The organism is Halobellus ordinarius (assembly GCF_031823395.1).
GTDB classification, from domain to species: Archaea; Halobacteriota; Halobacteria; order Halobacteriales; family Haloferacaceae; genus Haloquadratum; species Haloquadratum ordinarius.
This window is the reverse complement of sequence record NZ_JAVQKJ010000014.1, coordinates 76421-98971: the sequence shown is the minus strand read 5'-3', so window position 1 is coordinate 98971 and position 22551 is coordinate 76421. Positions and strand designations below refer to the sequence as shown.

The following is a 22551-nucleotide window of genomic DNA, read 5'->3' as shown; positions in this document are numbered from 1 at the left end:
TCTCGTGTCACTGGTCTCCCTCCACGAGCAGGAGCGATCCATCGGGGCGGACGGCCGCCTCCCAGGCCGGCGGGACCACGACAGTACTCTCCGTGCCCTCGATCACGGCGGGGCCGCCGACTGTCCGCCCCCTCGCGAGGCCGGGCCGGTCGTACACGGGAGTCTCGTAGCGGGTCCCGTCCTCGAACCGCGCCTCCCGCGTTCCGGTGTGACTGTCGCCGCTCGCCTCCGAGGCGACTGCCGGTCCCTTCCGCGGTACCGATGCGGAAACGCGAAGGTTCACGAGATCGACCGCGTCGTCCATCCGGTAGCCGTAGGTCGACTCGTGGGTTTCGTGGAACCGATCCGCGACAGCCGCTGGGTCGAACGTCTCCCCGACAGCCACCGTCAACTCGAAGCTCTGCCCGGTGTAGCGGAGGTCGGCCTGTCGCCGCACCGTCGCAGCAGCGGGATTACGGACGTCGTCAAGTACCGCTGACTCCAGTTCCGCGTAGTACTCGTCGATACGGGCGGGACCGGCGTCGTCGAGCGCGACCCGGTGGGTCCGAACCGCGTCGTGTTTCTCGTCGGCCGCGAGGAGTCCGTAGGCCGACAGCACCCCGCAGGCCCGCGGGACCACGACCGTTCCGATTCCGAGGTCCGCCGCGAGCGCCCCGGCGTGCATCGGTCCGGCACCGCCGAAGGCCACGAGGCCGAATTCGCGGGGGTCGTGGCCGCGTTCGACCGTCACGCTCCGGATCGCCCGGGCCATGTTCGCGTTCGCGACGCGGTAGACGCCGCGGGCGGCCGCCACTGGTCCGTCGAGGCCCGCTTCCGCCGCCAGTTCCGCGAGCGCGTCGTGGGCGGCGTCGACGTCCAGTGAGAGTTCGCCGCCGAGTTCGGTGCTCTCGCCGATGTACCCGAGCACGAGGTTCGCGTCGGTCACGGTAGGTTCGGTCCCGCCCATCCCGTAACAGGCTGGTCCCGGATCAGCGCCCGCGGATCGCGGGCCGACGCGCAGCGCGCCGCCGCTGTCGACCCACGCGATCGAGCCGCCGCCCGCGCCCACCGTCGTCACGTCCACCATCGGCGTGCGGACCGGCTGGCCGGCCAGTTCCGCGTCGGTCGCCCGTTCGGCCTCGCCGTCCCGAACGAGGCTCACGTCGCTCGAGGTGCCGCCCATATCGAAGGTCACCAGCCCTCGAAGGTCACGCTCTTTGGGCAGGTCGGCGGCGCTCTCGCTCGCGCCCACGACGCCTGCGGCCGGCCCGGACATCGTCGTCGTTACCGCGTGTTCCCTCACAGTGTCGATGGCTGCGATGCCGCCGTTGGCCTGCATCACGAGCGGTTTCGGCAGCCCGGCCTCCGCCGCGCGTTCGGAGAGCCGCCCGAGATAACTGTCGATCTTCGGGGTGACGTACGCGTCGACGACGGTCGTCGAGGTCCGCTCGTACTCCCGGAACTCCGCGAGCACCTCGTGGGAGGCCGACACCGGCACGCCGAGTTCGGATCCCAGGATCTCTGCGACCCGCCGTTCGTTGTCAGCATCGGCGTAGGCGTGAAGCAAAGAGACCGCAACGCTCTCGGCGTTGCACTCGCGGATTTCGGCCGCCACCTCGCGAACGGCGTCCTCGTCGACGATTTCCGTCACCCCGTCGGGCGTCGCACGCTCTCCGATCTCGAATCGGCGGCGACGCGGAACCAGCGGTTCCGGGCGCGTAGCGTCGAGATCGTAGAGATCCGGCCGATCCTGCCGGCCGATCTCGAGGACGTCGCGAAACCCCTCTGTGGTGACGAGCGCGGTCTTTGCACCCGAGCGCTCGAGCAGGGCGTTGACCGAGACCGTCATCGCGTGGGTGAACTCATCCACGTCTGCCGGGTCGATCTCTGCCGATTCGCATGCTTTCCGGACTCCGTTCATCACGCCGATGCTTTGATCGTCGGTGCTCGGGACCTTCGCGGTCACGAGTCCCTCGTCGGTCGCGAGCACCACGTCGGTGAACGTGCCGCCGACGTCGGCGCCGAGTCTGACCTCGCCTGTCATCGGTCAGATCACCCGGGTTTCTGCCGTGGATGTCCCCCCGAGGCGAACGATCGCTGCAGGAACGACGGGCGGTGACTGGTTTGTGACGTCAACTCGCATCCTGATATCTGTCGAGAAAACGCTTCACAACTAATAATGATTATCCTCGACGGCGGAGTGAGCCTGATCGCGGTTCGACCGAGAATAAGTGCGATGAATCGATGCTTAGAGCCCGCGTAGTTGGTTGAGGGACGCAACCGTCTTCGACGCGAACCTGAACCCAGTGGCCCACACGGTGTGGGCAGACGTTGCTGAGCGCGTGGGACCCGTTCCCAACCCGAAACAGGGCGATCTGCTCGCCGTCGAGGGTCGCGACCCGGTGGAGAGATCAACCGCCGGACGTGTCTGACATACCTCCTTTCCCGAGGTCGCAATACCGCGTTTACCATTGTTCGCTGTTCGCCGCTCATCGAGCCGATACGGCGGGCGGCATCGCCGCCGAGTACGAACGGCCGAAGCCGGAAACTCAAGTACCCGGGGGACAAAGCGCTGACAATGCCAATCGTGGAAGTGACTCTCCCGGACGAACTGCTCAGCGAGTTCGAACAGCTGGTCGACGAGGAGTTCGTCACCGAGGAACAGGCGGTCGAGGAACTGCTCAGTATGGGCATCGACGCGTACAACGTCGACGTCGTGGACGACGACGAACCCGGAGACGACTTTATGGAGGGCGCGGAGAACAACCTCTTCGATACGGCCTCGGACCCCGGCGGCCTCGACGACGACACGCTGTAATTCGGGGAGGTCCGGTTCGATCTCGGCGTAGCCGCTCACTGTTTCACAGCCGGAGTCGCAACTGATCGTACGTAATTCTCGTCACACGGTCGGAGCGACTGCTTACCCGAGTTCCCGGGAACGATCTTCGATCGCTTCACAGTCCCTCAGTGTCAATCGTCCGCGGGCGTCGGCCCCCGCACGGACCCGGTCTGCCAGGTCCCACGGCGGTACCACGCGAATGCGATGAGCGCCCCAGCGACGTTCGAGACCGGGAAGGCGAGCCAGATCCCCGGTGGCCCCCAACTGAGCGAGACCAGGTACGCGACCGGGATCCGGATGAGACCGAGCATCACCACCGAGATGGCCGCGGCGGTGAGCGTCTTGCCGGCACCGCGGAAACTGCCGGTGTACGCGCGCATCACGCCGATGAAACCGAACGACGGCGCCACCCACCGGAGGAAGTCGACCCCGACGCGGATCACCTCGGGATCGTTAGTGAAGATTGCCACGATCGGTTTGGTTGCGACCAGGGCGACGACCCCGAGTCCAGTCAGCAGCAGGAACATCACCTTCGCCGCGAAGTCGGCGGCCGTTCCCGCGCGATCGGGTTTCTCGGCCCCGATGTTCTGCCCTGTCATCGTCTCGACGCCGCGGGCGACAGCGATCGCCGGGAGGAAGATGACCGAGAAGATCCGGACGCCGATCCCGAAGGCGGCGACGACCGTGGTCGGAAACATCCCGACGACCAGAAGAAGGAGGTTCACCGACAGCGCCCGCCCGGTTCCCTCGACGGATGCCGGAATGCCGATGTCGAGGAGGCGCCGCAGGTAGGTGAGGTCGGGCCGCATCTGCCGCGGATAAATTTGCACGCCGCGGACGCCCTGGAACATCACGCCGATGCCGACGATGAACGCGAGTGCGCGGGAGAAGATGGTCGCGATCGCTGCACCGGTGATTCCGGATCCCGTGTAGCCGGTCGCTGCCAGCAGCGACGTCTCGACCCCTCTGATCCCCAACATTCCGAATAGCGGGTTCCCCTCGAACCCGAAGATCAGGATCGGATCGATCGCGATGTTCAGGACCACCGAGCCGAACATTACGAGCATCGGCGTCACCGTGTCCCCGTACCCGCGCATCAGCGCGATGAAGACGAAGAAGCCGAACATGAACGGCATCCCCGCAGCGATCACCTGCATATAGCCTGTTGCGAGCGGCAGTACGTCCGGTGATGCCCCGAGGAACGCGATGAACGGGCCGACACTGAAGTAGCCCACTACACCGAGCAGGATCGAGCCGAGGATCGAGAACGCGACCGTCTGCGACGCCGCGTACTCCGCCTCCGACTCCTCGTCGGCGCCGATGTGCTGGGCGACGAGGACGCTCCCGGCCACGGACAGCCCCATCCCCATCGAGATCAGGAGAAACACCATCGGGAACGCGAAACTGATCGCGGCCAGCGCCTCGGTGCTGTACTGGCCCAGCCAGAAGGTATCGGCGAGGTTGTAGGCCGTCTGCAGCAGGTTCGTGATGACGATCGGCAGGGAGAGATAAAACAGCGGCCGTCCGATCCCGCCGCTCGTCAGGTTCAGATCCTCGGGCCCCTTGAAAACGGAGCTAAACCACTCGCGAGGGCTCATTCGGCTGCGCCTCCTGAGTCGGTCTGCTCTGTGTTCGACGCGCCCGAGTCGTCTCCAGGATCCGACTCACAGCACACCATTTCGTCGATGTACGCGTCCAGGGCCGCAGTCGACTCCTCGACCGGGTGGCCGGCGCCGACGTGTCTGGTCTGTACCCCGTTGACGAACGTCGTGAGAAACGAGGCGACCGTGTCGGGATCGAGGTCGTCGCGGAACGAGCCGTCTTCGATCCCCTCCTCGACGGTCGTCCGCACCGCCGCGCCGAAGGTGTCGTCGAAGCGGCGAAGCCGCTCGCGGAACGCGTCGTCGTACGGCGATTGGGCCTTGATCTCCAGCAACGCCGTCTGAAACGCCGGCGCGTCGCTCTGCCGTGTCACGATCGAATCGACGAGCGACCGGAGTTTCGCTTCGGGCGTCGTGCCCGACGGATCGGCGATCCGCTCTTCGAACCGCTCGTAGAGGTGATCGAGAAACGCGAGGAGGAGATCGTGTTTGCAGTCGTAGTGGTAGTGGATCGACGCTTTGCTCAGATCGGTCTCGTCGGCGATATCCTGCATCGTCAGTTCCGCATAGCCGTGTTCGCAGAGCGCGCGGTGGGTCGCGTGGAGGATCTCGGTGGGGGCGTCAGTCATACTGGCGGTGAGAGGGTTAGTATCAAAACTGACTGTCCGGTCAGTCAAAAAGGGTTCGAAACCTGGGGTCTATGCGGCACGCTCTCATCCGGTTCGTGTGACTCTGCCACGGGTGAGTTACGGATGGAGGGGGCGCAAAACGGGCGCTCGGCGGCCAGAGAGCGTGTCGGGTTATCGCGCGGAGATCAGAACGGGGCGTCGGGGCCGTAGCCGGCCTCCTCCGGCCCCTCGTCGCCGGTTCCCGGTGAGATCTCGTCCGAGGAAGGCAGCCTCCCGGATTTCGGAGTCGGATCGTCCGGAACCGTCCCGGTCTCCCGAAAGGTCGCTTCGAGATCGGCTAACTGCTCGTTGATTCGTTGGGCCTCGTTGTGCATCGGGTGGACCCGGATGCGGACCAGTTCGTAGTCGTGCCGGTCGGCGAGGCCGTTCCAGGCGCGGAAGGAGCCGATCGTGAGGGTGTGACTCTGCGGACAGAACGGCGTCGTCGGCGTGAACTCGGCCCGGAGGACGTCTGCAGATTCCTCCGCGTATCGGTAGCCCGCCGACGGATGCCGTGTGTCCTGGTTCAGACGGGCCAGGTTGTAGCCGAAGGTCATATCGTACACCGTCCGCTCCTCGAAGACCTCCCGGGCGATTTCGTGCACCGCCAGGTGATCCTCGCCGGTGAGAACCTGTTCATCCTCCAGGAATGGACCGGGATCGGGGACGTGTTCGGGAACGAACTCCCCGGCGTCGTCGAAGAGGTCCTCCTTGTCGCTGCCGAAGGGGGAAGGGATTCCGACCATACCATCTCTTGCGGTCGCGAGCCCGGTAGCAGTCTCCCCGAATCCGTTCGGGGAGGGCGGCCCCGATCAGGTGTAGACGCGGACGACGTGGCCGCCGCAGCCGCACTGATCGACGTACTCCCACTCGACGGCGTCGCCGTAGGACTCGTCTAACGCCTCGTAGAGGTACGTCTCCGGATGCCCGTGGTCGCCGTGCGTCACGAGATTGACGTGGTTGTCGGGTGCGGTGTGTTCAACTGCCGAGAGCGCCTGCTCGACGAGGTGGGCTCTGTCCGCGGCGTGTTCCGGGCCTTCGAGGTTCGCCGACCACGAATTGTCGTGCACGCGGTCGGTGACAGGATCGGCAGCCTCGTGGCCGTGGTCCTCGGCGTCTGTGTCGGTTGACATACGCACTACTCGGGGCCACTCACCGACGAGGCTTCCCCCGAATATGTTCCGATGGCTGGGTAGGCTGCCGAGTTGTCGGGCTACTCCAGATAATCGAGCTGCGCAGTGAGTTCCCGTCGCCGCTGCCGCTTGATCACCGTCGCGTCGAGGAACGAGCCGATGATGGCGGCGTCGAGGGCGAATTCGGTCTCCGCTTCGATGACTGTCGATCCGTCGCCCTCGGTCACGGTGTACGTCGTCGTCATCTCCTCGAAAATCCCGTCGACCTGCCGGTAGGCGAGGTCCGCGTCCGGATCGTCGGAGAGTTCGAGGAACAGTTCGATCGTCACCGGACCGACTTCGTTGGCGATTTCGACGCTGGAATCGGTGTGCCGAACCTCGTCGAATCCCGCCGCGAGCATAAACGGCTCGATGTCGTGCATCCGCTCTCGAACAGCGTCGGCGTCGCGAGCCACCTCTCGGCGGACGGAGACTCGTTCCATCCTTGCGGTTACTTTTTCGGGAGTCGGGCGACGAACTCGGTCGCTCCGCGCTGTTGGACCTCGTAGGCGTCGGCGTCGAAGTCCTCGACTTCCGCCTGGAACTCGTAGAACAGCGGCTTCGGTTCGTGGTCGTTGACGATTTCGAGGGTTTCGCCGCTGCCCAGAGCCTGGAAGGCGTCGTGGATCTTTGGATGTCGTTCCGAGGGCGGGACGTCTCTGATGTCGAGTGTCGTGGCGGCCATACGGACTACCATTGTCTCCTGCCGCACGAACCATTGTGGGCGAATATGTTCGATCAGCCGTTCGCTCCGGAATCTCACATTCTCCGGGGCCCGGGTGAGGACACTCTTCGGTCGGTGACTTCGGAGGGGGATCCCCTCCCCAGAATTTTATCACACGCTTCCGATTGTGGGCTATGGAATACGATCGAATCCTGGCGCCGACGGACGGCAGCGAGCCGTCGGATCGCGGCGTCGATCGGGCGATCGAACTGGCCGCTCGGTTCGAGGCAACCATCCACGCAATCTACGTCATCGATCAGGGCGGTCGGCCCGGTGACTGGGATATCGCCGTCGAACGACAGGAAGCGACGGGCGAAGCAGCGCTGGATTCCGCCGGAGAACGGGGAGAGGCCGCCGGGGTCGAGGTCGAAAAGCACCTGCGTCGCGGCACCCCCGCCGAGGAGATCCTCGCGTGCGTCGACGAGGCCGACATCGACCTGATCGTGATGGGTACCCACGGATGGAGCGGGATCGACCGATTCCGACACGCGGGTAGTACGACCGAACGGGTGATCCGCGGCGCGACGATTCCGGTATTTGCGGTTCCGCCAGGCGAAGATTGATACTCACTGTCGTGGTCCACGGGGACCGTTTTTTTATTTAACAGGCAGGCGAGACATTCGGCCGATGGCCGGGAGCGACGAAACTGACGCCGACGGGTCGGAGACCAGGGAGCGAAGTCGCGTGAGGACCGTCGGCTTGGTCCTCGGCGCGAGTCTCGTCTCGGCCGGACTCGCTGCCTACGAAATCGTTCCCGCGAGCGTCACGCCGCTGATTCGCGAGTCGCTGGGCGTCGGATCGACGCGGGCAGGCTTTCTCGTCGGGATTATGTTCGGGGTCGCCATCGTGGCGAGTCTGCCGGCCGGCGCGGTTCTCGACCGGACCGACTCCCGGCGGGTGATGGCGCTCGCCGTCCTTGTGTTAGTCGTCGCCGGGATCTGGGGGTGGTTCGCAGGCGGGAACGGCAACTACTGGTCGGTGATCGCCTCCCGTGCGGTGGGTGGTGTCGCGTTCGTGGTCGTCTGGAACGCCGGCATCGACATCGTGAGCCAGGCAGCGAGTCCGGAGAACCGCGCCACGGTGGTCGGTGTCTTCACTGCGAGCGGGCCGATCGGGTTCGCGCTGGGGCAGAGCACCGGACCGATCGTCGCCGGCCGGTTCGGTTGGCCCGCGATTTTCATCGCGTACACGGGCGTCGCACTCGTCGGACTCTCCATCTTCTGGCCGATGAGCCGCGGTCTCGGCGCCGCTCGGGGCGAGACGCCCTCGCTTTCGGAGTTCGGAACGGTCCTGCAGAGCGGCACCGTCTGGCGGATCGGCACGCTGGGCTTTCTCAGCTACGCCCTGTATCTGTTTATCAACAGCTGGGGATCCTCGTACCTCACCGAAGAGATCGGTCTCTCCCTCGCCCTCAGCGGCGCGCTTGTGGCCGTATTTCCGGCTATCGGCGCGCTCTCGCGGGTCAGCAGCGGCGTGCTTTCCGACCGCGTGTTCGGCGGCAAACGACGCCCAGTCCTGATCGGCTCGTTCGGACTGGCGACGCCGCTGATGCTCGTTTTCACCCAGTTCGGCACGATCCCGGTGCTGATCGCGCTGCTCTTTCTGTCGGGCTTTGCGATCCAGTTGACGCTGGGGCTCTCGTTTACGTACGTTCGAGAGGTCGTAGAGCCACACGTCGCGGCGACGGCCGTCGCGTTCCAGACCAGCGTTGGGCTGGCAGGCGCGTTCCTGTCGCCCATCGCCGGCGGAGCTGTCATCGATGCGGCCGGCTTCGACGTCGCGTTCGCGCTTGCCGGCGGGTTGGGTGCAGTCGGCGTGCTGCTGGCGTGGCGCGCCCCGGAGCCGGGGGCGTAGGCTTCCGACCGAGCCTACCGCTGCTGGACGCACTCGCTTACGACTTCGATGCTATCGTCGATCATCCGGACGGTCCGGTCGAAGAGCACGCAGGTGTCCGCGTGCCACGCCAACGTTCCCTGCCAGTCGTCGCCCGAGACGGTGGCCTCGTGGCGGCCATCTGCCCCGACCGGGACGTCAAAGGGACGGGCCACGCCGTTGCCGATCCGGCCCCACTCGTCGGCAGACGTCGTTCCCTCCCCGTCGGTTACCACTACCTGTGCGGTGATCGGGTGGGCGCGCTCGTTCTGCACGGTCAAATCGAGGCGGCTCGGCTCGTCGCCACCAGACAGGCCCGCACAGCCCGCCAGCGAGAAAATTCCCGCGGTGGTGAGGAACTGACGACGGTCCATACGCCGAACACGGGGGGGTTCCACTTGAACCCACTCGTGCAAAACGGACCTCGCTCACGCCGGTTCGATCGTCACCGAGAGGTCGTCGACGTAGTGGGTCGCGTCGGCCTCCCAGATGACGGCGGTCCCGACGGCGAAATGGAGCGTATCGGTCGAAAGTTCGGGTGTCGTCCACCCGAAAGCGTACTCCCGCCATCCCTCGGAGAGCCACAGCGGCTCCCGGAGCCCACCGTATGGCGTCTCGCCGAAGTCCGAGGAGTTCACGCCGAGTTGCGGGAAGTCCTCCTCGACCGTTGCGGGTTCAGGGCCGAGACGCATCACCGCGTGGCGGATCGTGTTGAACGACTCCGAGTCGCTCCAGAACTGCCCCCGGACCCGGATCTGGTATTTCTGCCCCGGCTCGACCGCCACCGGGTGCGTGACCCAGGTCACGCCGTCGTCGTAGTCTCCCTCGTTCCAGACGCGCAGCGACCGGTCTCCCTCGGCCGCCTCGGCCGTCGACACGTCGACCTCCCACTCGAAATCCTCGATGTCTACTTCCGGACCGATCGTCGCCTTCGGCTCCCAGTCCCCGATGCCGTCCTCGAAGCCCGCGGTGAAGTCGGGCTCGTTCGTCGGAACGGAACAGCCGGCAAGCCCTGCGACGCCGGCCGCTGCTCCCGCTCGGAGTACATCACGGCGGAACATATCCCTTATATATGGCCGAACGGGATAACTGCTGTGTGAGGAATTAACACGACTCGCGGGCGAAACAGTTTCCAGTGCCGACTCGGCCGATATCGCCCCGAACAGCTCCCGTCGAGGCAGCCTGGGATTCGAGATCCCGAGGCCAGGGTCGCCGCCTTACACCAGTTCCGCTTCTTCCCGACCGATGAACTTCTTCATCACTTTGCCTTCCGCGCGATGAAGCTTCTCGCTCGTCGTCGACTTCGCGAGCCCGACACTTTCGGCCAACTCGGTGAGCGTACAGGTTCTGGGGGTGTCGTAGTAACCACGTTCGATCGCGGTTTCGAGCAGGTCGTACTGATCCTCCGTGAGCAACGACTGGGTATCGATCGACTGCGTGATCGAGATGAGTTCGAACGGAATTCCGAACCCGTCGAGCAGCGAACCCAGTTCCGAGAGTTTCTCCCGCGGCGCGGTCAGTTCGACCGTCACCTCGCCGTCGACGATGGTGATCGGTAGCTCGAGCGGGATGCCGGCCTCGCTGAGCGATTGGATCAAAAGCGGCTCCGTCGTCTCGAACTGGACGAGCGCTCGATCCGCCTGCGCCTCTAAGATCGTGACGGACACGACCGATTCGTACCCGTCGATCGTCGTCACGATCGGTTCGATGTCGTCGGCGGAGATCTCGACGAGCCCGACACCCGTTTCGTCCGCAGGCATCGCTGCGAGGACAGTGAACTCGGCGGCCGGATACTGTCGGGACAGCGCCGAGACCCATACTTGTTCGGGGAGGTCGAGCGAAAGTGTTGCCCGGGGCATCGTTGTCGGTAGCTACTGGACGACCGCTGAGTAAAGTACCTGCGAATATGTTCGGGATGGTACGATCCGAGCGGGAACGGTCGGCCGGGTTATCCCGTTAAGGTTTGGAGTATCGAACACCCGATGACCACAACTGAACGCGCTGTGTCGGACTGCAACGATCGCGGGCCGACCTCGACAGACAGTCGCGGTGATGCAACGGCGGACGACCGAACGATGTCTCGGCGTGGCGCGCTCCGTGCGATCGGTGGCGGCGTTGCAGCAACCGCTGCAGCCGGTGCCGTCCCGGCGGCTGCCAGTGCACAGTCCGACGGGACCGACCTGGAGGCGTGGTTCGACAACGTCTCTAACTACGACGGCGTCGTCGATCGGACCGAAAGCGACGCGGTGACAGTCGATGTCGGCGTCGAGGCCAACCAGGGCGCCTTCGGGTTCGGCCCGGCAGCGATTCGCGTTACTCCGGGCACGACCGTCACCTGGGAGTGGACCGGTGCGGGCAGCTCACACAACGTCGTCGACACCGACGACGCCTTCGGGTCGGAGTTGGTCGAGGATTCGGGCCACACGTTCGAGCACACTTTCGAGAGCGAGGGCACGTTCACGTACGTCTGTGTCCCCCACGAGACACTGGGGATGAAAGGAGCAGTCGTCGTGGGCGAAAGTGGCGGCGACGGGGACGGTGGCGCAGAGTCCGGTGTCGATCCGCTCGCCGGTTCCCGCGCGGGCCGATTCGGCGCTCTCGCGCTCGGCGGCATCTTCGCTCTCGCGCTGGCCTCGCCGGGGCTGTTCGGCCTCTTCGTCTGGTTGAAGGAGCGATCCGGCGGTTCAGTATGATTCTACGCTCTCAGCGACGCTAATCGCCACGCGATTCTGCGCGCACTTCGCCCCAGAGCTCCGAGAGCTGTTCTGCGGCCGATCGCGACGGCGGCGTGATCTCCAGCTCCAGGTCGCCGTTCGGATTTCGCACCACAACCTCCTCGAAGTCGACTGTATACCGTGCGGCCTCCTCTCGGTCGTGTTTCCGGAGGAGGCCGGCCTCGACCATCCGTTCGAGTTTGCCGTACACCGTCGACCGCGGGAGATCGCAGGCCTCGGCGATTTCGGTGGCCGTCATCGGCGTATCGAGCGAGCGGAGCACCTGCTGACACTGCCCGTTTTTGAGCGCAGCGAACACTGTCGACGGATCGGGCTCCAGCGCGTCGGAGAGTGGATTTTCGGACATCAGTTCGGTGGGGACCGGGCCTCCGTTATCGTCGAATGGGACCGGGTGTAAGGGCTGCGGTCGATCCTGGTGCACTTCCATATTTGCATCCGACCGTGAACCGGTTTGGCGCTACCCCGAACATATTCGATCTCCTCCGGACGGACTGGAAGCGGATCGACCTTATACGGCTTTCCCACCCCCAGCGTCGAGTGTAATGGGAAGATACGTTGGCGCACCCGGATCGACGATGTCCCGTCGCGAGTTCGTCGCCGCCACCGGCGGCGCGGGTATTCTCGGTCTCGCGGGCTGTACCGCACCGACGAACGACGGCCGACAGGACGCGCTGAACAAAGAAACCGCCACCGCGGCGACACAGGACACCTCACTCCCGACGACGAGTCCGCCGGAGCTCGTGAACGTCGACGAACAGGGCGGGTCGGTCACGCTGAAATCCCGCCCCGCGCGCCACTCGGCGCATCCGCTCGAAACGATGGGCGGACCGGTCGAACTGCCGCAGGTCTGGGCGTTCCAGGCCGGCGACGGCGACCCGAGCGTTCCGGGGCCGATCCTCCGGACGACAGAGGGCGAGGATATGGAGGTCACCCTCGACAACACCGACGGCAAGCGGCCGCACACGCTACACTTCCACGGCGTCCGGAAGGCCTGGAAGGACGACGGCGTCCCGACGACGACGGGCATCCGCGTGGACGCGGGCGAGAAACACACGTACACCATCCCGGCGAACGTCCCCGGCACGCATCTGTATCACTGTCACTACCAGACGCACCGCCACATCGAAATGGGGATGTACGGCATCTTCCGGGTCGATCCGAAGGGCTACGAACCGGCCGACCGGGAGTACTTTATGACCGTCAAAGACTGGGACTCCCGGCTGTCGCGGATGATGGCCGGCGAGGACGCCAGCTACGACCCGCGGAACCGGAACCCCGACGTGTTCACCGTCAACGGCAAGAGCGCCCCGCGGACGCTTCATCCGGAAGACGGCTCGCCCATCATCGTCAGCGAGGGCGATCAGGTCCGGCTTCACCTGGCCAACAACGGCTACATGAGCCATCCGCTGCACATCCACAACCACCGGTTCCAGCTGACCGAGAAGGACGGTGGCACGATTCCCGAGAGCGCTCGGTATGATATGGACATCACGAACATCGCACCCGCCGAGCGGCACACGATCGACTTCACCGCCGACGCCGAACCGGGAATCTACCTCCTGCACTGCCACAAGGTGAACCACGTGATGAACGGCGGCTTCTACCCCGGCGGAATGCTCGGCGGCGTCGTCTACGAGGACGCGATGGACACCGATATCTTCGCGCAGTTGATGGAGTACGCGGGCTACGAAGGGTAGTCGCGGGCGACGATCCGGCTCGGAATCGACGACGACCGTCTGCTGACTTTTTGCGGCAGGTCACACTCGCTCCCAGGGTGAAACGAATATGTTCGACGGTTCGCGGACGACTCGAAAATCGGTCCCCCGTTTGTATACCCTCCTACTCGGACTTCCACGTGTATGAAGCTCCGACGCAAAACGATCGCGAAAGCCATTGTCGTCATATTCGTCTTCAACCTCGTCGTGATGGGTGCTGGCGCCTGGTTCGCCTACCAGGAGGCGCCGCCGATCCCCGAGGAAGTCGTCGGGTCCGACGGCGAGGTTGTCCTGACGGGCGAGGAAATCCGCGACGGCAAGCGGACGTTCCAGAAGAACGGCCTGATGAATCACGGCTCGATCCTGGGCAACGGCGCGTACTACGGGACTGATTACACCGCCGACGCGCTGGCGTTGAAAACCGGCTATATGCGCGAGTATTACGCGCAGGAACGCTACGGACAGTCATACGACGACCTCAGTTCCGAGCGGCAAGCCGCGGTGGGTGACGTCGTGAAACAGGATCTCGACGGCGCCTACGACGGCGGCGCCATCGAGTACTCCGCGGCCGAACTGTACGCCCACGAGCAGGTCCGCGAGGAGTACGTCGAGCGGTACCACGAGGGCTCCCACGAGCGCGGGGTGCCCACATCGATGATCGACTCCGCGTCCGACGCCCGCGACTTCGCGGACTTTGCGATGTGGACCGCGTGGTTCTCCCACACCGACCGGCCCGGGAGCTCCCACTCCTACACCAACGACTGGCCCTACCAGCCCGGCGCCGGCAACGACGCCACGCCCGCCGCGATGACCTGGAGCGTCATCGCGATGGTGCTGCTCGTCGCCGGCGCGGGCGCGGGCATCTGGCTGTACCGCTCGGTCGAACTGCCCGAACCGGAGGCCGAGGGGATCTCGGTCCCCGAACCCGGAGATATGAGTATCTTCCCCAGCCAGCGCTCGGCGCTCCGGTTCGTGCCGGTCGCCGCCGGGCTGTTCCTCGCGCAGGTCCTCCTCGGCGGCTTGCTCGCGCACTTCTACATCGAGCGTGCGGGCTTCTTCGGGATCGAGGAGCTGTTCGGCGTCCACATTCTGCAACTGCTCCCCTTCGCGATCGCGAAGACCTGGCACATCGACCTCGGGATCCTGTGGATCGCAGCGACGTGGCTGGGGGCGGGGCTGTTCCTCCCGCCGCTTTTGACGGGTCACGAACCTTCGAACCAGTCCACGTACGTCGACGGACTGCTGGTGGCGATCGTCGTGGTCGTCGTCGGCGGCCTCGCAGGCATCTGGTTCGGGTCGAACGGCTACATCGACGGGGAACTGTGGTGGATCCTCGGCAACGAGGGCCTCGAATACCTTGAGGTCGGCAAACTCTGGCAGTTCGGCATCCTCGTCGGCTTCGGCATCTGGGCGGTCCTGGCGGTCAGGGGACTGAAGCCGCTGCTCGACCGGGAGCCGCCCTACGGGCTCGCGCATATGATCCTCTACGCCGGGGGCTCGATCGCACTGCTCTTCACTGCAGGATTCCTCTTTACGCCCGCGACGAACATCGCCGTCACGGAGTTCTGGCGGTGGTGGGTCGTCCATATGTGGGTCGAGGGTGCCTTCGAGTTCTTCATCGTCGCCATCGTCGGGCTGACGCTCGTCTCGATGAACCTGCTGTCGCGCCGCAGCGCCGAGAAGGCCGTGATGCTCCAGGCACTCTTGGTGATGGGGACCGGCGTCATCGGCGTCTCCCACCACTACTGGTGGATCGGGATGCCCGATATGTGGGTCCCCATCGGGAGCGTCTTCTCGACGCTGGAACTCCTCCCGCTTGTGTTCATCCTCTACGAGGCGCTCGGCCAGTACAGCGCGATGTCGGCCGAGGAGTTCCCCTACCGGCTCCCCTTCCTGTTCATCGTCGCCAGCGGCGTCTGGAACTTCGTCGGGGCCGGCGTCCTCGGCTTCTTCATCAATCTCCCGCTGATCAACTACTACGAGCACGGGACGTATCTCACGGTCGGTCACGCCCACGCGGCGATGTTCGGCGCGTTCGGCTTCCTGGCGCTGGGGATGGTCACGTACATGCTCCAGATAGCCATCGAACCCGACCGCTGGGACGGTTCGTGGCTGCGTGCGGCCTTCTGGTGCTGGAACGTCGGCCTCGCGCTGATGGTGTTCGTCTCCGTGCTCCCGGTCGGGTTCCTCCAGTTGGAGGCGGTCTTCACCGGAGGATACGCCGCGGGACGCAGTCTGGCGTTCTACAATCAGCCGATCATCCAGTCGCTGTTCTGGGCCCGGCTGCCCGGTGACACGCTCATCATCCTCGGCACCGCCATCTACGCCGCCGATCTGATCAGAAAACGGTTCGTGCTGCGCGCCTCGGAGGACGATCCGACCGTCGACGATATGGCCGTCGCGGAAGGGGTGCTGAGCGACGACTGAATCGGAGTCTCCGTTTTCGCTGCCCTGCCAGTCCCCTCCCGCTGCTGCCGAGCCTTTTTAAGCGATAACGGGGCCACCGCCCCTGTGACGTAGACGCCACCCCGCGTCGTCTAGCGGTTGTTCGGCACACCGACGCGGGACGCGACCGTGCCGACTGTTCGCCAAAACTTTACCCAGGGAAGAAACGTCCGTCAATCCGCCCATCCCGCCGGCATCGATCCCTCGTACCCGTCTGGCACGTACGCACACAGCGGATCACTCGCCAGAGGGTCACCCGTGTACGCGTACGCCCGGGAACGGCTGCCGCCGCAGATGTGGCGAAACTCACAAACCCCGCACTTCCCGCGAAACGCGTCCGGATCCCGAAGCGACTCGAAGAGGTCGCTCTCGCGATAGCGATCGACGAGCCCGCCGTCCCGGACCGACCCCGCCGACGACGGGAGGAATCCGGACGGATACAGCTCCCCGGTGTGGCTGACGAACGCGAAGCCGTCGCCGGCTCTGATCCCGAGTCGGCGGCCGATTCCGTCTTCCGAAGGCGCGTCGCTTGCGTCGCGTCGGCGCTGGATGGCGACACGCCGGTAGTGCGGCGCTTCCGTCGTCTTCACACCGAACGGCGCGTCCTCGCTCACCGTCGAGAGCCACGTCAGGAGTTCCTCCGCCCGCTCGGGCGAGACCGGATCGAGCACGCGGCCGCGACCGACCGGCACGAGGAAGAACACCGACCAGAGCACGGCCCCGAGGTCGGCGACGCGGTCGCGGAGGGCCGGCAGATCCCCGGCTGTCGCCGCACAGACGGTGGTGTTGATCTGCAGCGGGATTCCGGCTCGCGCGGCGGCCTCCGCTGCCTCGATGGTCTGTGCGAAGCTCCCGGATTCGCCGCGGAAATCGTCGTGGGACGCCGCCGAGGCGCCGTCGAGACTCAACGCCAGTCGTTCGATCCCCGCGTCGGCGAGTCGCTCGATCACCGCCGGCGTCAGCGACGACGTTCCGCTGGGGGTCAGCGTCATCCTGAGTCCCTGCTCGGTGCCGTATTCGACGAGTTCGATCAGATCGGGACGGGCCAGCGGGTCGCCGCCGGAGAGCACGACGAGCTGGCCCTCCCCGAAGGCCCGCGCCTGGTCAAGCAGCCGTTTACCCTCCTCCGTGGTGAGTTCTGCGGGATCCCGCGCCGGCTGGGCGTCCGCCCGACAGTGGTCGCAGGCGAGATCACACGCCTGCGTCACCTCCCAGACGAGGACGAACGGCCGACGACTGGTGTCGATCGCGCTCGGATCCGGTGGTTTCCTCGTCCGACTTCCACCATCACCCGGCGGCCCTGCTCGCTCGGATCTCGTATTCGAATCCGGCTTCGCCATCCCCGACTGATCGTGAGGCGCAGTCATATAGATGGACGTACGACCTCGGGGATCCAGATAAGCGACGCCGAATATATTCGACTGCGCCCCGCACCACCGTGGAGAACATATTCGGCGTCGCTTATCTGAGGCTCGGCGGTCTACCTCCGGTGTATGAATCCCGAAACCTACCTCGCGGACGTCGACGTCTCGTCCGACCGCGCGATAGACTTCCTTGACGCGCGTGAGTTGCCGCCGCCGGAACCGCTCCAGGAGACGATGAATCGCCTGTCGGACCTCGATGAGTCGAGCGTGTTCGTCCAACTCAACGATCGCGTCCCGCAGTTCCTCTTCCCGAAACTCGACGACCAGGGGATCGCCTACCAGACCGTCGAGGCCGACGAGGGCGTCGTCACCGCCATCTGGCGCCCGGCGTCCGAATAGGATGGATCGAACGACTCCTGCCTTGCGGGAAGACGAAACCCGATTCCGAAATCGAGTATATCCGTGACGTCTGAGCGGGAGCCGGTGATCGTTCGTTCGATTTCTTCGGACTTTTCTTAAACGTGAAATCTGAATATGTTCGGCCGGTCTTGCAGGTCAGAGAATTGACTTTCCCTTATACGTGTTCCGGGGTCCTTCGTCCAAACAGAGGTTGAAGACAAATGCTCGAAGTCACCCGACGCCGGACGCTACAGGCCCTCGGACTCGGCGGCGCTGCATCGGTCGCCGGCTGTGCGTCGAACGCACCGACGGCGGACGGATCGGCGGCGACGACGACCGTCCAGGACACCAGCACACCCGCGGCGACCGACGTCGACCGGATCGCCGCGGATCCGACCGATATACCCGATCCGATCGATCGGGACGAGCCGACGGAACACGACATCACGCTGCGATCCGAGGAGGTGACCGCCGAAATCGAAGACGGCGTGACCTTCACATATATGACCTACGGCGGTCAGGTCCCCGGACCGTTCATCCGGGTGCGCCTCGGCGACACGGTGAACCTAACCTTCGAGAACCCCGAATCGAACTCGCTGCCGCACAACGTGGATTTCCACGCCTGTGCCGGCCCCGGCGGCGGTGCCGAGGCGACGACGACGGCGCCGGGCGAGACCGCCGAACTCCGGTTCCAGGCCACCTACCCCGGCGCGTACATATACCACTGCGCGGTCCCGAACCTGGATATGCACATCAGCGCGGGAATGTTCGGGATCATCCTCGTCGAACCCGAGGAGGGGCTGCCCGAGGTCGACCACGAGGCGTACCTCGGCCAGCACGAACTCTACACCGACAAGGCGGCCGGGACGGACGGCCACCACGAGTTCGATATGGAATCGATGCGGAACGAGGAGCCGTCGTACGTCCTGATGAACGGCGAAAAGTACGCCTGGACGCCCGGCGTCCACGGCCCGGCTGTGACGGCAGGCACCGACGAGACCGTCCGGGTGTTCTTCGTCGACGGCGGGCCGAACCTCGCGAGCAGTTTCCACCCGATCGGCAGCGTCTGGGAGAAGCTCTACCCGGACGGTTCACTCAGCACGGAGCCACAGACGCACATCCAGACGCGGGAGGTCCCGCCGGGCAGCACGACGATCGCGACGATGAACTCGCCGGTCCCCGGCGACTTCAAGATCGTCGACCACTCCCTCTCGCGGGTCGCACGGAAGGGCTGTATGGCGGTCGTCCGCGCGGAGGGCGAAGAACGGCCGGAGATCTTCGACGCCGATCCGGAGTGAGGCCGGCCGTCCGCTTCGCCGCTGACCCGCTGCAGTCTGCGGTGATCGTCGGAACCGAAGATTCGGGGTCGAACGGTTCTCTTTTGCGCTGTTCGGGGTGCGGTCAGCCGACGGACAGCGACTGGAATCAGTCGTCGTGTCTGCGAGGTCCTCACTCCTCCGGGCGAGCCTCCGGTCCGATCTATTCTGTCGCGCGCGCAGCCAGAACGACAAGCGCCGTACTCGGCTCTGTCGCGACCGGCGAAATCTCCCGCTCGCCGTCGAATCGGGCGATATCGCCAGCTTCCAGGGAATGCGTCTCTTCGTCGAGGTGTAGCTCGATCGCTCCTTCCAGCAAGTAGAGGACGACGTCGCGGCCGGGGTGGGTGTGCGGGTCGACCCCCTCTCCGGCCGCGAGCGTCAGTCTGATCGTCTTCGGCTCCGACGACGGGAACACGTTCGCGTGCGGCTGCCCATCCAGCGCCGAGAGCTGTTCGATCTCCGTCATCGGTCTCCCTCCGTTTCTTCGGCTGCGAGTTCCTCGCCGGCGTCCCCACTCGAGAGCGACGGCTCGAACTCGTCGTTCCGCAGGCCGCGTCTGACGGGTTCGTGCTCCGCATCCGTCGGGGGTGGCGCGGTCACGAGCAGGGCTTCCAGCCGCTCGCCCTCGTCCGCCAGTATCCCCCGCCGCGTGCCGGCTTCGATTGCGACAACGTCGCCGGGGCCCACGCGGTGCTCTTGCTCTCCCTCCCTGACGAGTCCGCCCCCGGTACGGACCTCGACGACGACGTCACTGTCGGGCGCGTGCACCGGGATGAACTGCCCGGGCTCGAAGCAGGCGTAGACGACTTTGCTTCCCTCGCTTCGGAACACGCCGTTGGCGCCGAAACCCTCCGCTACATAGTTCCGAGATCCGTCGATGTCGATCTGTGGCATCGTTTGTTCTCAGGGGCCAGGCCCGGATCGACGTTCGCACGAACATATTCGCCCGTCACCTCCCCTGCAACGGCTTTAATCGACGACGTACGACTGATGTTCGCCGCGCGTCTCGCTGTCGACGAACTGGCGTCTGGTAGTGTCGCCGAAGGCTCCCGCCGAGGAACCATCGGCCGCATCGCAGTCGTACACCTCGTTGGTGCCGTAACAGCCGTGTTCCTCGAAGAGTGCGATCAGATCCGACGGAACGTCGCTGTCGGCCGATTCCAGGTCGACGACCAGTTGGCGATCGGTGAAACTCTTCGCGACGAACGCGTCTGCGACCGCGTCGTACTCACACGCTCGCTCGGCGAGGGTTTCGAGTTCCGCCTCCCGATCGGTCATCGTCGAACGGACGCCGCCGACGGGCCTAACGCTGTCCGCGAACATATTCGCCCGGATATACAGGCGGCTTCGCCACCGAGACGTCGGTATGGGCGCGATACCTGCGGGGGTCGAGACGGACGCGGGGCCGCCGACGGCGATCCCGTTACGGCATTTCCTGGTCGGTCTTGGCTTTCTCCTGGCCGGCGCGGCCGTGGGCGTCCTTTCGTCGCTCGGCGTGCTTCCCGGAGCCGCTCCCCTCGCGCACGTGCATCTCCTCCTGGCCGGGTGGGTGTGTGTCACGATCCTGGGTGCGATGACGCAGTTCGTTCCGGTCTGGTCCGGCACGACGCTGTACTCCCGGCGCCTGTCGAGAGTGCAACTGTGGACCGTCACCGGCGGGTTGGCGGGCCTTGTCGGCTGTCTGCTCGGCAGTTACTACGCGTGGCTGCCAGTCTTCGGCGGGGTGTTGCTGCTCGGCTTCTGGATCTTCGTCTACAACGTCGGGCGGACGCTGCTCTCTGTCCGTCCGTGGGACGTGACGGAACGGCACTTCGCGCTCGCGCTCGGATTCTTCCTCGTCGTGACGGCCTTCGGTCTCGTGCTCGCGGTGGGCTACACCCGACCGGTCCTCGCGGATCTCCCGGTCTCGCGGTCCGGGCTCAGGGATGCCCACGCGACGCTTGCGGTGTTCGGCGCCGTCCTGACGACCGTCTTCGGCGCCCTGTACCAACTCGGTACGATGTTCACCCAGTCTGATCTCCACGGCGTCGACATCCCGCTGCAGCGGATCGAGGAAATCGGGTATCCGATCGGCGTCGTCCTCCTTGCGTCCGGGCGGCTGTTCGAAGCCGCGCTCGTGGCCCGGGTCGGCGGGGTGTTGGTCGCTCTCGGCGTCGCGTCGCTGGGGCTGGTTCTCGGCCGTCGCCTCGTCGAAACCGCTGTCGAGTGGAACCCGATGCTCCGACGGTACGCCGTTGCTGCCCTCGCGATGGTGCTCTGGACGGTGCTCGCCGTCCCCGCGTGGATCGCCGACCCGCTGGACCCGGCGGCGACGTTCGGCGCGGCCGGGACCGCTCATCTGCTCCTCTTCGGCATCGTCGGCTTCGTCGTCGCGGGCACGCTCTATCACGTGATTCCCTTCATCGTCTGGGTCGATCGCTACAGCGACCGGCTGGGGTTCGAGTCGGTGCCGATGATCGACGACCTCTACGACGACCGTCTGGCGCGGATCGACCTGGCCGCGCTCGTCGTCGGCTGTGGGCTCCTCGTCCTCGCGGAGGCGCTTCCCGCCCCGATCCTCGGATCGCGAACGACCGCCCTGCTCCTTTTCGCCGGAAGCGTGTCGACTGTCGGGTTCGCGCTCTTTGCGGGCAACCTGTTCTTGACGATCCGCCGCCACGCATCCGGAGGGACGCCGTCTGCAGAAGGTCAGGGTGGCTCCGAGTTCAACTGATACTGATTACTCTCACTTGTTCCCGCCGAGCGCCACCCCCCGGTGACGGCGCTCGGCGGGAAGAGACGAGAGTAATCAGTATGAGCGGCTGCGACCCCCGGGATCCGGGTGCGGGAGTCAGTGATAGTATTCCGAGGCTCTGCGCTCTCCGTCAAATCTTAACGGGGAGACACCAAAGAGTCGGCCGTGTCCGACCGAGACGCCGATGCCTCGCGGCGACGCCGACGGCCAGTTGGTGTCGATCTCGTAAGTATCGCTATCCCCATAGCTGAGCCGCTCTTCCGGACCCAGTAACCACGATGGCCTCGCTCCCCGCTGCAGACGACCTCCCAGCGTATCTCGCTCCGTTGCCCACGCGGATCGAAACGCTCACACTCCGATTCGCCTGGGTGATCGTCGCCATCAACCTCGCCGGCACCGCGTTCGGGTTCTGGTACTACCGGTTTCAGCTCCTGAACACGCCGCTCGTGATGTGGCCTGTCGTGCCCGACAGCCCGGTAGCGACGCTTCTGATGATCGCGAGTCTCGTGTCCTGGCGGATCGGGCGGAACCGGAGCTGGATTCACGCGCTGGCGTTCGTCGGGAATCTCAAGTACGGCTTCTGGGTGGTGATCGTCCAACTCACGATCAACGACGTGCTCGCTACCGGGGACCCCTACCACTGGTTTCTCCTCGTCAGCCACTTCGGAATGGGGCTGCAGGCGTTCGTGATCCACCGATATGCGGACTTTTCCGTTCCAGCCGTCGGCGTCGCCGCTGGCTGGTTCGGGTTCAACGACGTCGTCGACTACTTTCTCCCCATCGTCGGCACCTATCACCACTCGTACTTCGGGCCGAGGCTGGTCGGTCCCGGCAACCACGACGTCCTCGCACACGACATTGCTGCTGCCGCCGCAGTCAGTCTGACGCTCCTCGCGACGTTTCTCGCACTCGCAGTTCGCGTCCGACGCGGAGAATCCGGGACTGCCGGCGGCAGCGAATGATTCTTCTCGGCGAATCAGTCGAC

The 22551-nt window shown here is 65.3% G+C and carries 25 protein-coding genes; 10 read left to right on the top strand and 15 right to left on the bottom strand.

Annotated features, from left to right (window positions below):
• Positions 1-7 precede the first annotated feature (7 nt).
• The gene (locus tag RJT48_RS17975) at positions 8-2023 is read right to left on the bottom strand and encodes a hydantoinase/oxoprolinase family protein (RefSeq protein WP_311173735.1); all 2016 of its coding nucleotides are present in this window, start codon (positions 2021-2023) and stop codon (positions 8-10) included.
• A 534-nt stretch (positions 2024-2557) separates the two neighbouring features.
• Between RJT48_RS17975 and RJT48_RS17970 the strand changes: the two genes are divergently transcribed.
• Positions 2558-2797 carry a DUF7120 family protein gene (locus RJT48_RS17970; RefSeq protein WP_311173734.1) on the top strand — a complete coding sequence of 80 codons (240 nt, stop codon included), beginning with the start codon at positions 2558-2560 and terminating at the stop codon, positions 2795-2797.
• A 152-nt stretch (positions 2798-2949) separates the two neighbouring features.
• Here the strand turns inward: RJT48_RS17970 and RJT48_RS17965 are convergent, their stop codons facing one another.
• From RJT48_RS17965 to RJT48_RS17940, 6 genes are all read right to left on the bottom strand, one after another.
• Entirely contained in the window at positions 2950-4416 is a 1467-nt protein-coding gene (locus RJT48_RS17965) for an MATE family efflux transporter (RefSeq protein ID WP_311173733.1), read from the bottom strand.
• Positions 4413-5048, bottom strand: coding sequence for a TetR/AcrR family transcriptional regulator (locus RJT48_RS17960; RefSeq protein WP_311173732.1), 636 nt, complete (start codon positions 5046-5048; stop codon positions 4413-4415). The genes RJT48_RS17965 and RJT48_RS17960 overlap by 4 nt, the downstream gene beginning before the upstream one ends.
• A gap of 185 nt (positions 5049-5233) precedes the next feature.
• A complete protein-coding gene (locus tag RJT48_RS17955; protein ID WP_311173731.1) occupies positions 5234-5833 on the bottom strand; it encodes a DUF7998 family protein in 600 nt (199 codons plus the stop codon).
• A gap of 66 nt (positions 5834-5899) precedes the next feature.
• A complete protein-coding gene (locus RJT48_RS17950) occupies positions 5900-6220 on the bottom strand; it encodes a CGCGG family putative rSAM-modified RiPP protein (protein WP_311173730.1) in 321 nt (106 codons plus the stop codon).
• A gap of 80 nt (positions 6221-6300) precedes the next feature.
• Complete coding sequence (locus RJT48_RS17945; RefSeq protein WP_311173729.1) at positions 6301-6702, bottom strand: SRPBCC family protein; 402 nt, start codon at positions 6700-6702, stop codon at positions 6301-6303.
• Between the two features lie 8 nt (positions 6703-6710).
• Complete coding sequence (locus tag RJT48_RS17940; RefSeq protein WP_311173728.1) at positions 6711-6944, bottom strand: DUF2249 domain-containing protein; 234 nt, start codon at positions 6942-6944, stop codon at positions 6711-6713.
• A gap of 173 nt (positions 6945-7117) precedes the next feature.
• Between RJT48_RS17940 and RJT48_RS17935 the strand changes: the two genes are divergently transcribed.
• Entirely contained in the window at positions 7118-7546 is a 429-nt protein-coding gene (locus RJT48_RS17935) for a universal stress protein (RefSeq protein WP_311173727.1), read from the top strand.
• A 64-nt stretch (positions 7547-7610) separates the two neighbouring features.
• Positions 7611-8837: an MFS transporter gene (locus RJT48_RS17930; protein ID WP_311173726.1), complete on the top strand. Its 1227-nt coding sequence runs from the start codon at positions 7611-7613 to the stop codon at positions 8835-8837.
• A 14-nt stretch (positions 8838-8851) separates the two neighbouring features.
• Here RJT48_RS17930 and RJT48_RS17925 read toward each other — a convergent pair whose 3' ends face one another.
• The 3 genes from RJT48_RS17925 to RJT48_RS17915 all read right to left on the bottom strand — a co-directional run bounded on the left by RJT48_RS17925 (position 8852) and on the right by RJT48_RS17915 (position 10714).
• A complete protein-coding gene (locus tag RJT48_RS17925; protein ID WP_311173725.1) occupies positions 8852-9229 on the bottom strand; it encodes a hypothetical protein in 378 nt (125 codons plus the stop codon).
• A 54-nt stretch (positions 9230-9283) separates the two neighbouring features.
• Positions 9284-9916, bottom strand: coding sequence for a hypothetical protein (locus tag RJT48_RS17920; RefSeq protein WP_311173724.1), 633 nt, complete (start codon positions 9914-9916; stop codon positions 9284-9286).
• 156 nt (positions 9917-10072) lie between these two features.
• Positions 10073-10714 carry a helix-turn-helix domain-containing protein gene (locus tag RJT48_RS17915; protein ID WP_311173723.1) on the bottom strand — a complete coding sequence of 214 codons (642 nt, stop codon included), beginning with the start codon at positions 10712-10714 and terminating at the stop codon, positions 10073-10075.
• Between the two features lie 216 nt (positions 10715-10930).
• On the opposite strand from RJT48_RS17915, the gene RJT48_RS17910 reads away from it, so the two are divergent.
• On the top strand, positions 10931-11548 hold the full coding sequence (locus tag RJT48_RS17910) for a halocyanin domain-containing protein (protein ID WP_311173722.1): 618 nt from the start codon (positions 10931-10933) through the stop codon (positions 11546-11548).
• Positions 11549-11567: 19 nt separating this feature from the next.
• Here RJT48_RS17910 and RJT48_RS17905 read toward each other — a convergent pair whose 3' ends face one another.
• The gene (locus RJT48_RS17905) at positions 11568-11936 is read right to left on the bottom strand and encodes a helix-turn-helix domain-containing protein (RefSeq protein ID WP_311173721.1); all 369 of its coding nucleotides are present in this window, start codon (positions 11934-11936) and stop codon (positions 11568-11570) included.
• Between the two features lie 196 nt (positions 11937-12132).
• Here RJT48_RS17905 and RJT48_RS17900 point away from each other — a divergent pair, with 196 nt between their 5' ends.
• Both RJT48_RS17900 and RJT48_RS17895 read left to right on the top strand, forming a co-directional pair.
• Positions 12133-13287: a multicopper oxidase domain-containing protein gene (locus RJT48_RS17900; protein WP_311173720.1), complete on the top strand. Its 1155-nt coding sequence runs from the start codon at positions 12133-12135 to the stop codon at positions 13285-13287.
• A 162-nt stretch (positions 13288-13449) separates the two neighbouring features.
• Positions 13450-15732 carry a nitric-oxide reductase large subunit gene (locus RJT48_RS17895; protein ID WP_311173719.1) on the top strand — a complete coding sequence of 761 codons (2283 nt, stop codon included), beginning with the start codon at positions 13450-13452 and terminating at the stop codon, positions 15730-15732.
• A 191-nt stretch (positions 15733-15923) separates the two neighbouring features.
• On the opposite strand, the gene RJT48_RS17890 is transcribed toward RJT48_RS17895, so the two are convergent.
• Complete coding sequence (locus RJT48_RS17890) at positions 15924-17090, bottom strand: TIGR04053 family radical SAM/SPASM domain-containing protein (RefSeq protein WP_425604732.1); 1167 nt, start codon at positions 17088-17090, stop codon at positions 15924-15926.
• Positions 17091-17243: 153 nt separating this feature from the next.
• Between RJT48_RS17890 and RJT48_RS17885 the strand changes: the two genes are divergently transcribed.
• Both RJT48_RS17885 and nirK read left to right on the top strand, forming a co-directional pair.
• On the top strand, positions 17244-17513 hold the full coding sequence (locus tag RJT48_RS17885) for a DUF2249 domain-containing protein (protein WP_311173717.1): 270 nt from the start codon (positions 17244-17246) through the stop codon (positions 17511-17513).
• Positions 17514-17734: 221 nt separating this feature from the next.
• Positions 17735-18811, top strand: a complete 1077-nt coding sequence (nirK, locus tag RJT48_RS17880) for a copper-containing nitrite reductase (protein ID WP_311173716.1) — start codon at positions 17735-17737, stop codon at positions 18809-18811.
• A 181-nt stretch (positions 18812-18992) separates the two neighbouring features.
• On the opposite strand, the gene RJT48_RS17875 is transcribed toward nirK, so the two are convergent.
• From RJT48_RS17875 to RJT48_RS17865, 3 genes are all read right to left on the bottom strand, one after another.
• On the bottom strand, positions 18993-19298 hold the full coding sequence (locus RJT48_RS17875) for a cupin domain-containing protein (RefSeq protein WP_311173715.1): 306 nt from the start codon (positions 19296-19298) through the stop codon (positions 18993-18995).
• Positions 19295-19726 carry a cupin domain-containing protein gene (locus tag RJT48_RS17870; RefSeq protein ID WP_311173714.1) on the bottom strand — a complete coding sequence of 144 codons (432 nt, stop codon included), beginning with the start codon at positions 19724-19726 and terminating at the stop codon, positions 19295-19297. Before RJT48_RS17870 ends, RJT48_RS17875 begins: the two co-directional genes overlap by 4 nt.
• A 75-nt stretch (positions 19727-19801) precedes the next feature.
• On the bottom strand, positions 19802-20110 hold the full coding sequence (locus RJT48_RS17865; protein ID WP_311173713.1) for a hypothetical protein: 309 nt from the start codon (positions 20108-20110) through the stop codon (positions 19802-19804).
• Positions 20111-20198: 88 nt separating this feature from the next.
• On the opposite strand from RJT48_RS17865, the gene RJT48_RS17860 reads away from it, so the two are divergent.
• Together RJT48_RS17860 and RJT48_RS17855 are read left to right on the top strand one after the other, a co-directional pair.
• A complete protein-coding gene (locus RJT48_RS17860; RefSeq protein WP_311173712.1) occupies positions 20199-21545 on the top strand; it encodes a hypothetical protein in 1347 nt (448 codons plus the stop codon).
• Positions 21546-21844: 299 nt separating this feature from the next.
• Positions 21845-22528: a DUF1405 domain-containing protein gene (locus RJT48_RS17855; protein ID WP_311173711.1), complete on the top strand. Its 684-nt coding sequence runs from the start codon at positions 21845-21847 to the stop codon at positions 22526-22528.
• The last annotated feature ends 23 nt before the right edge of the window (positions 22529-22551 follow it).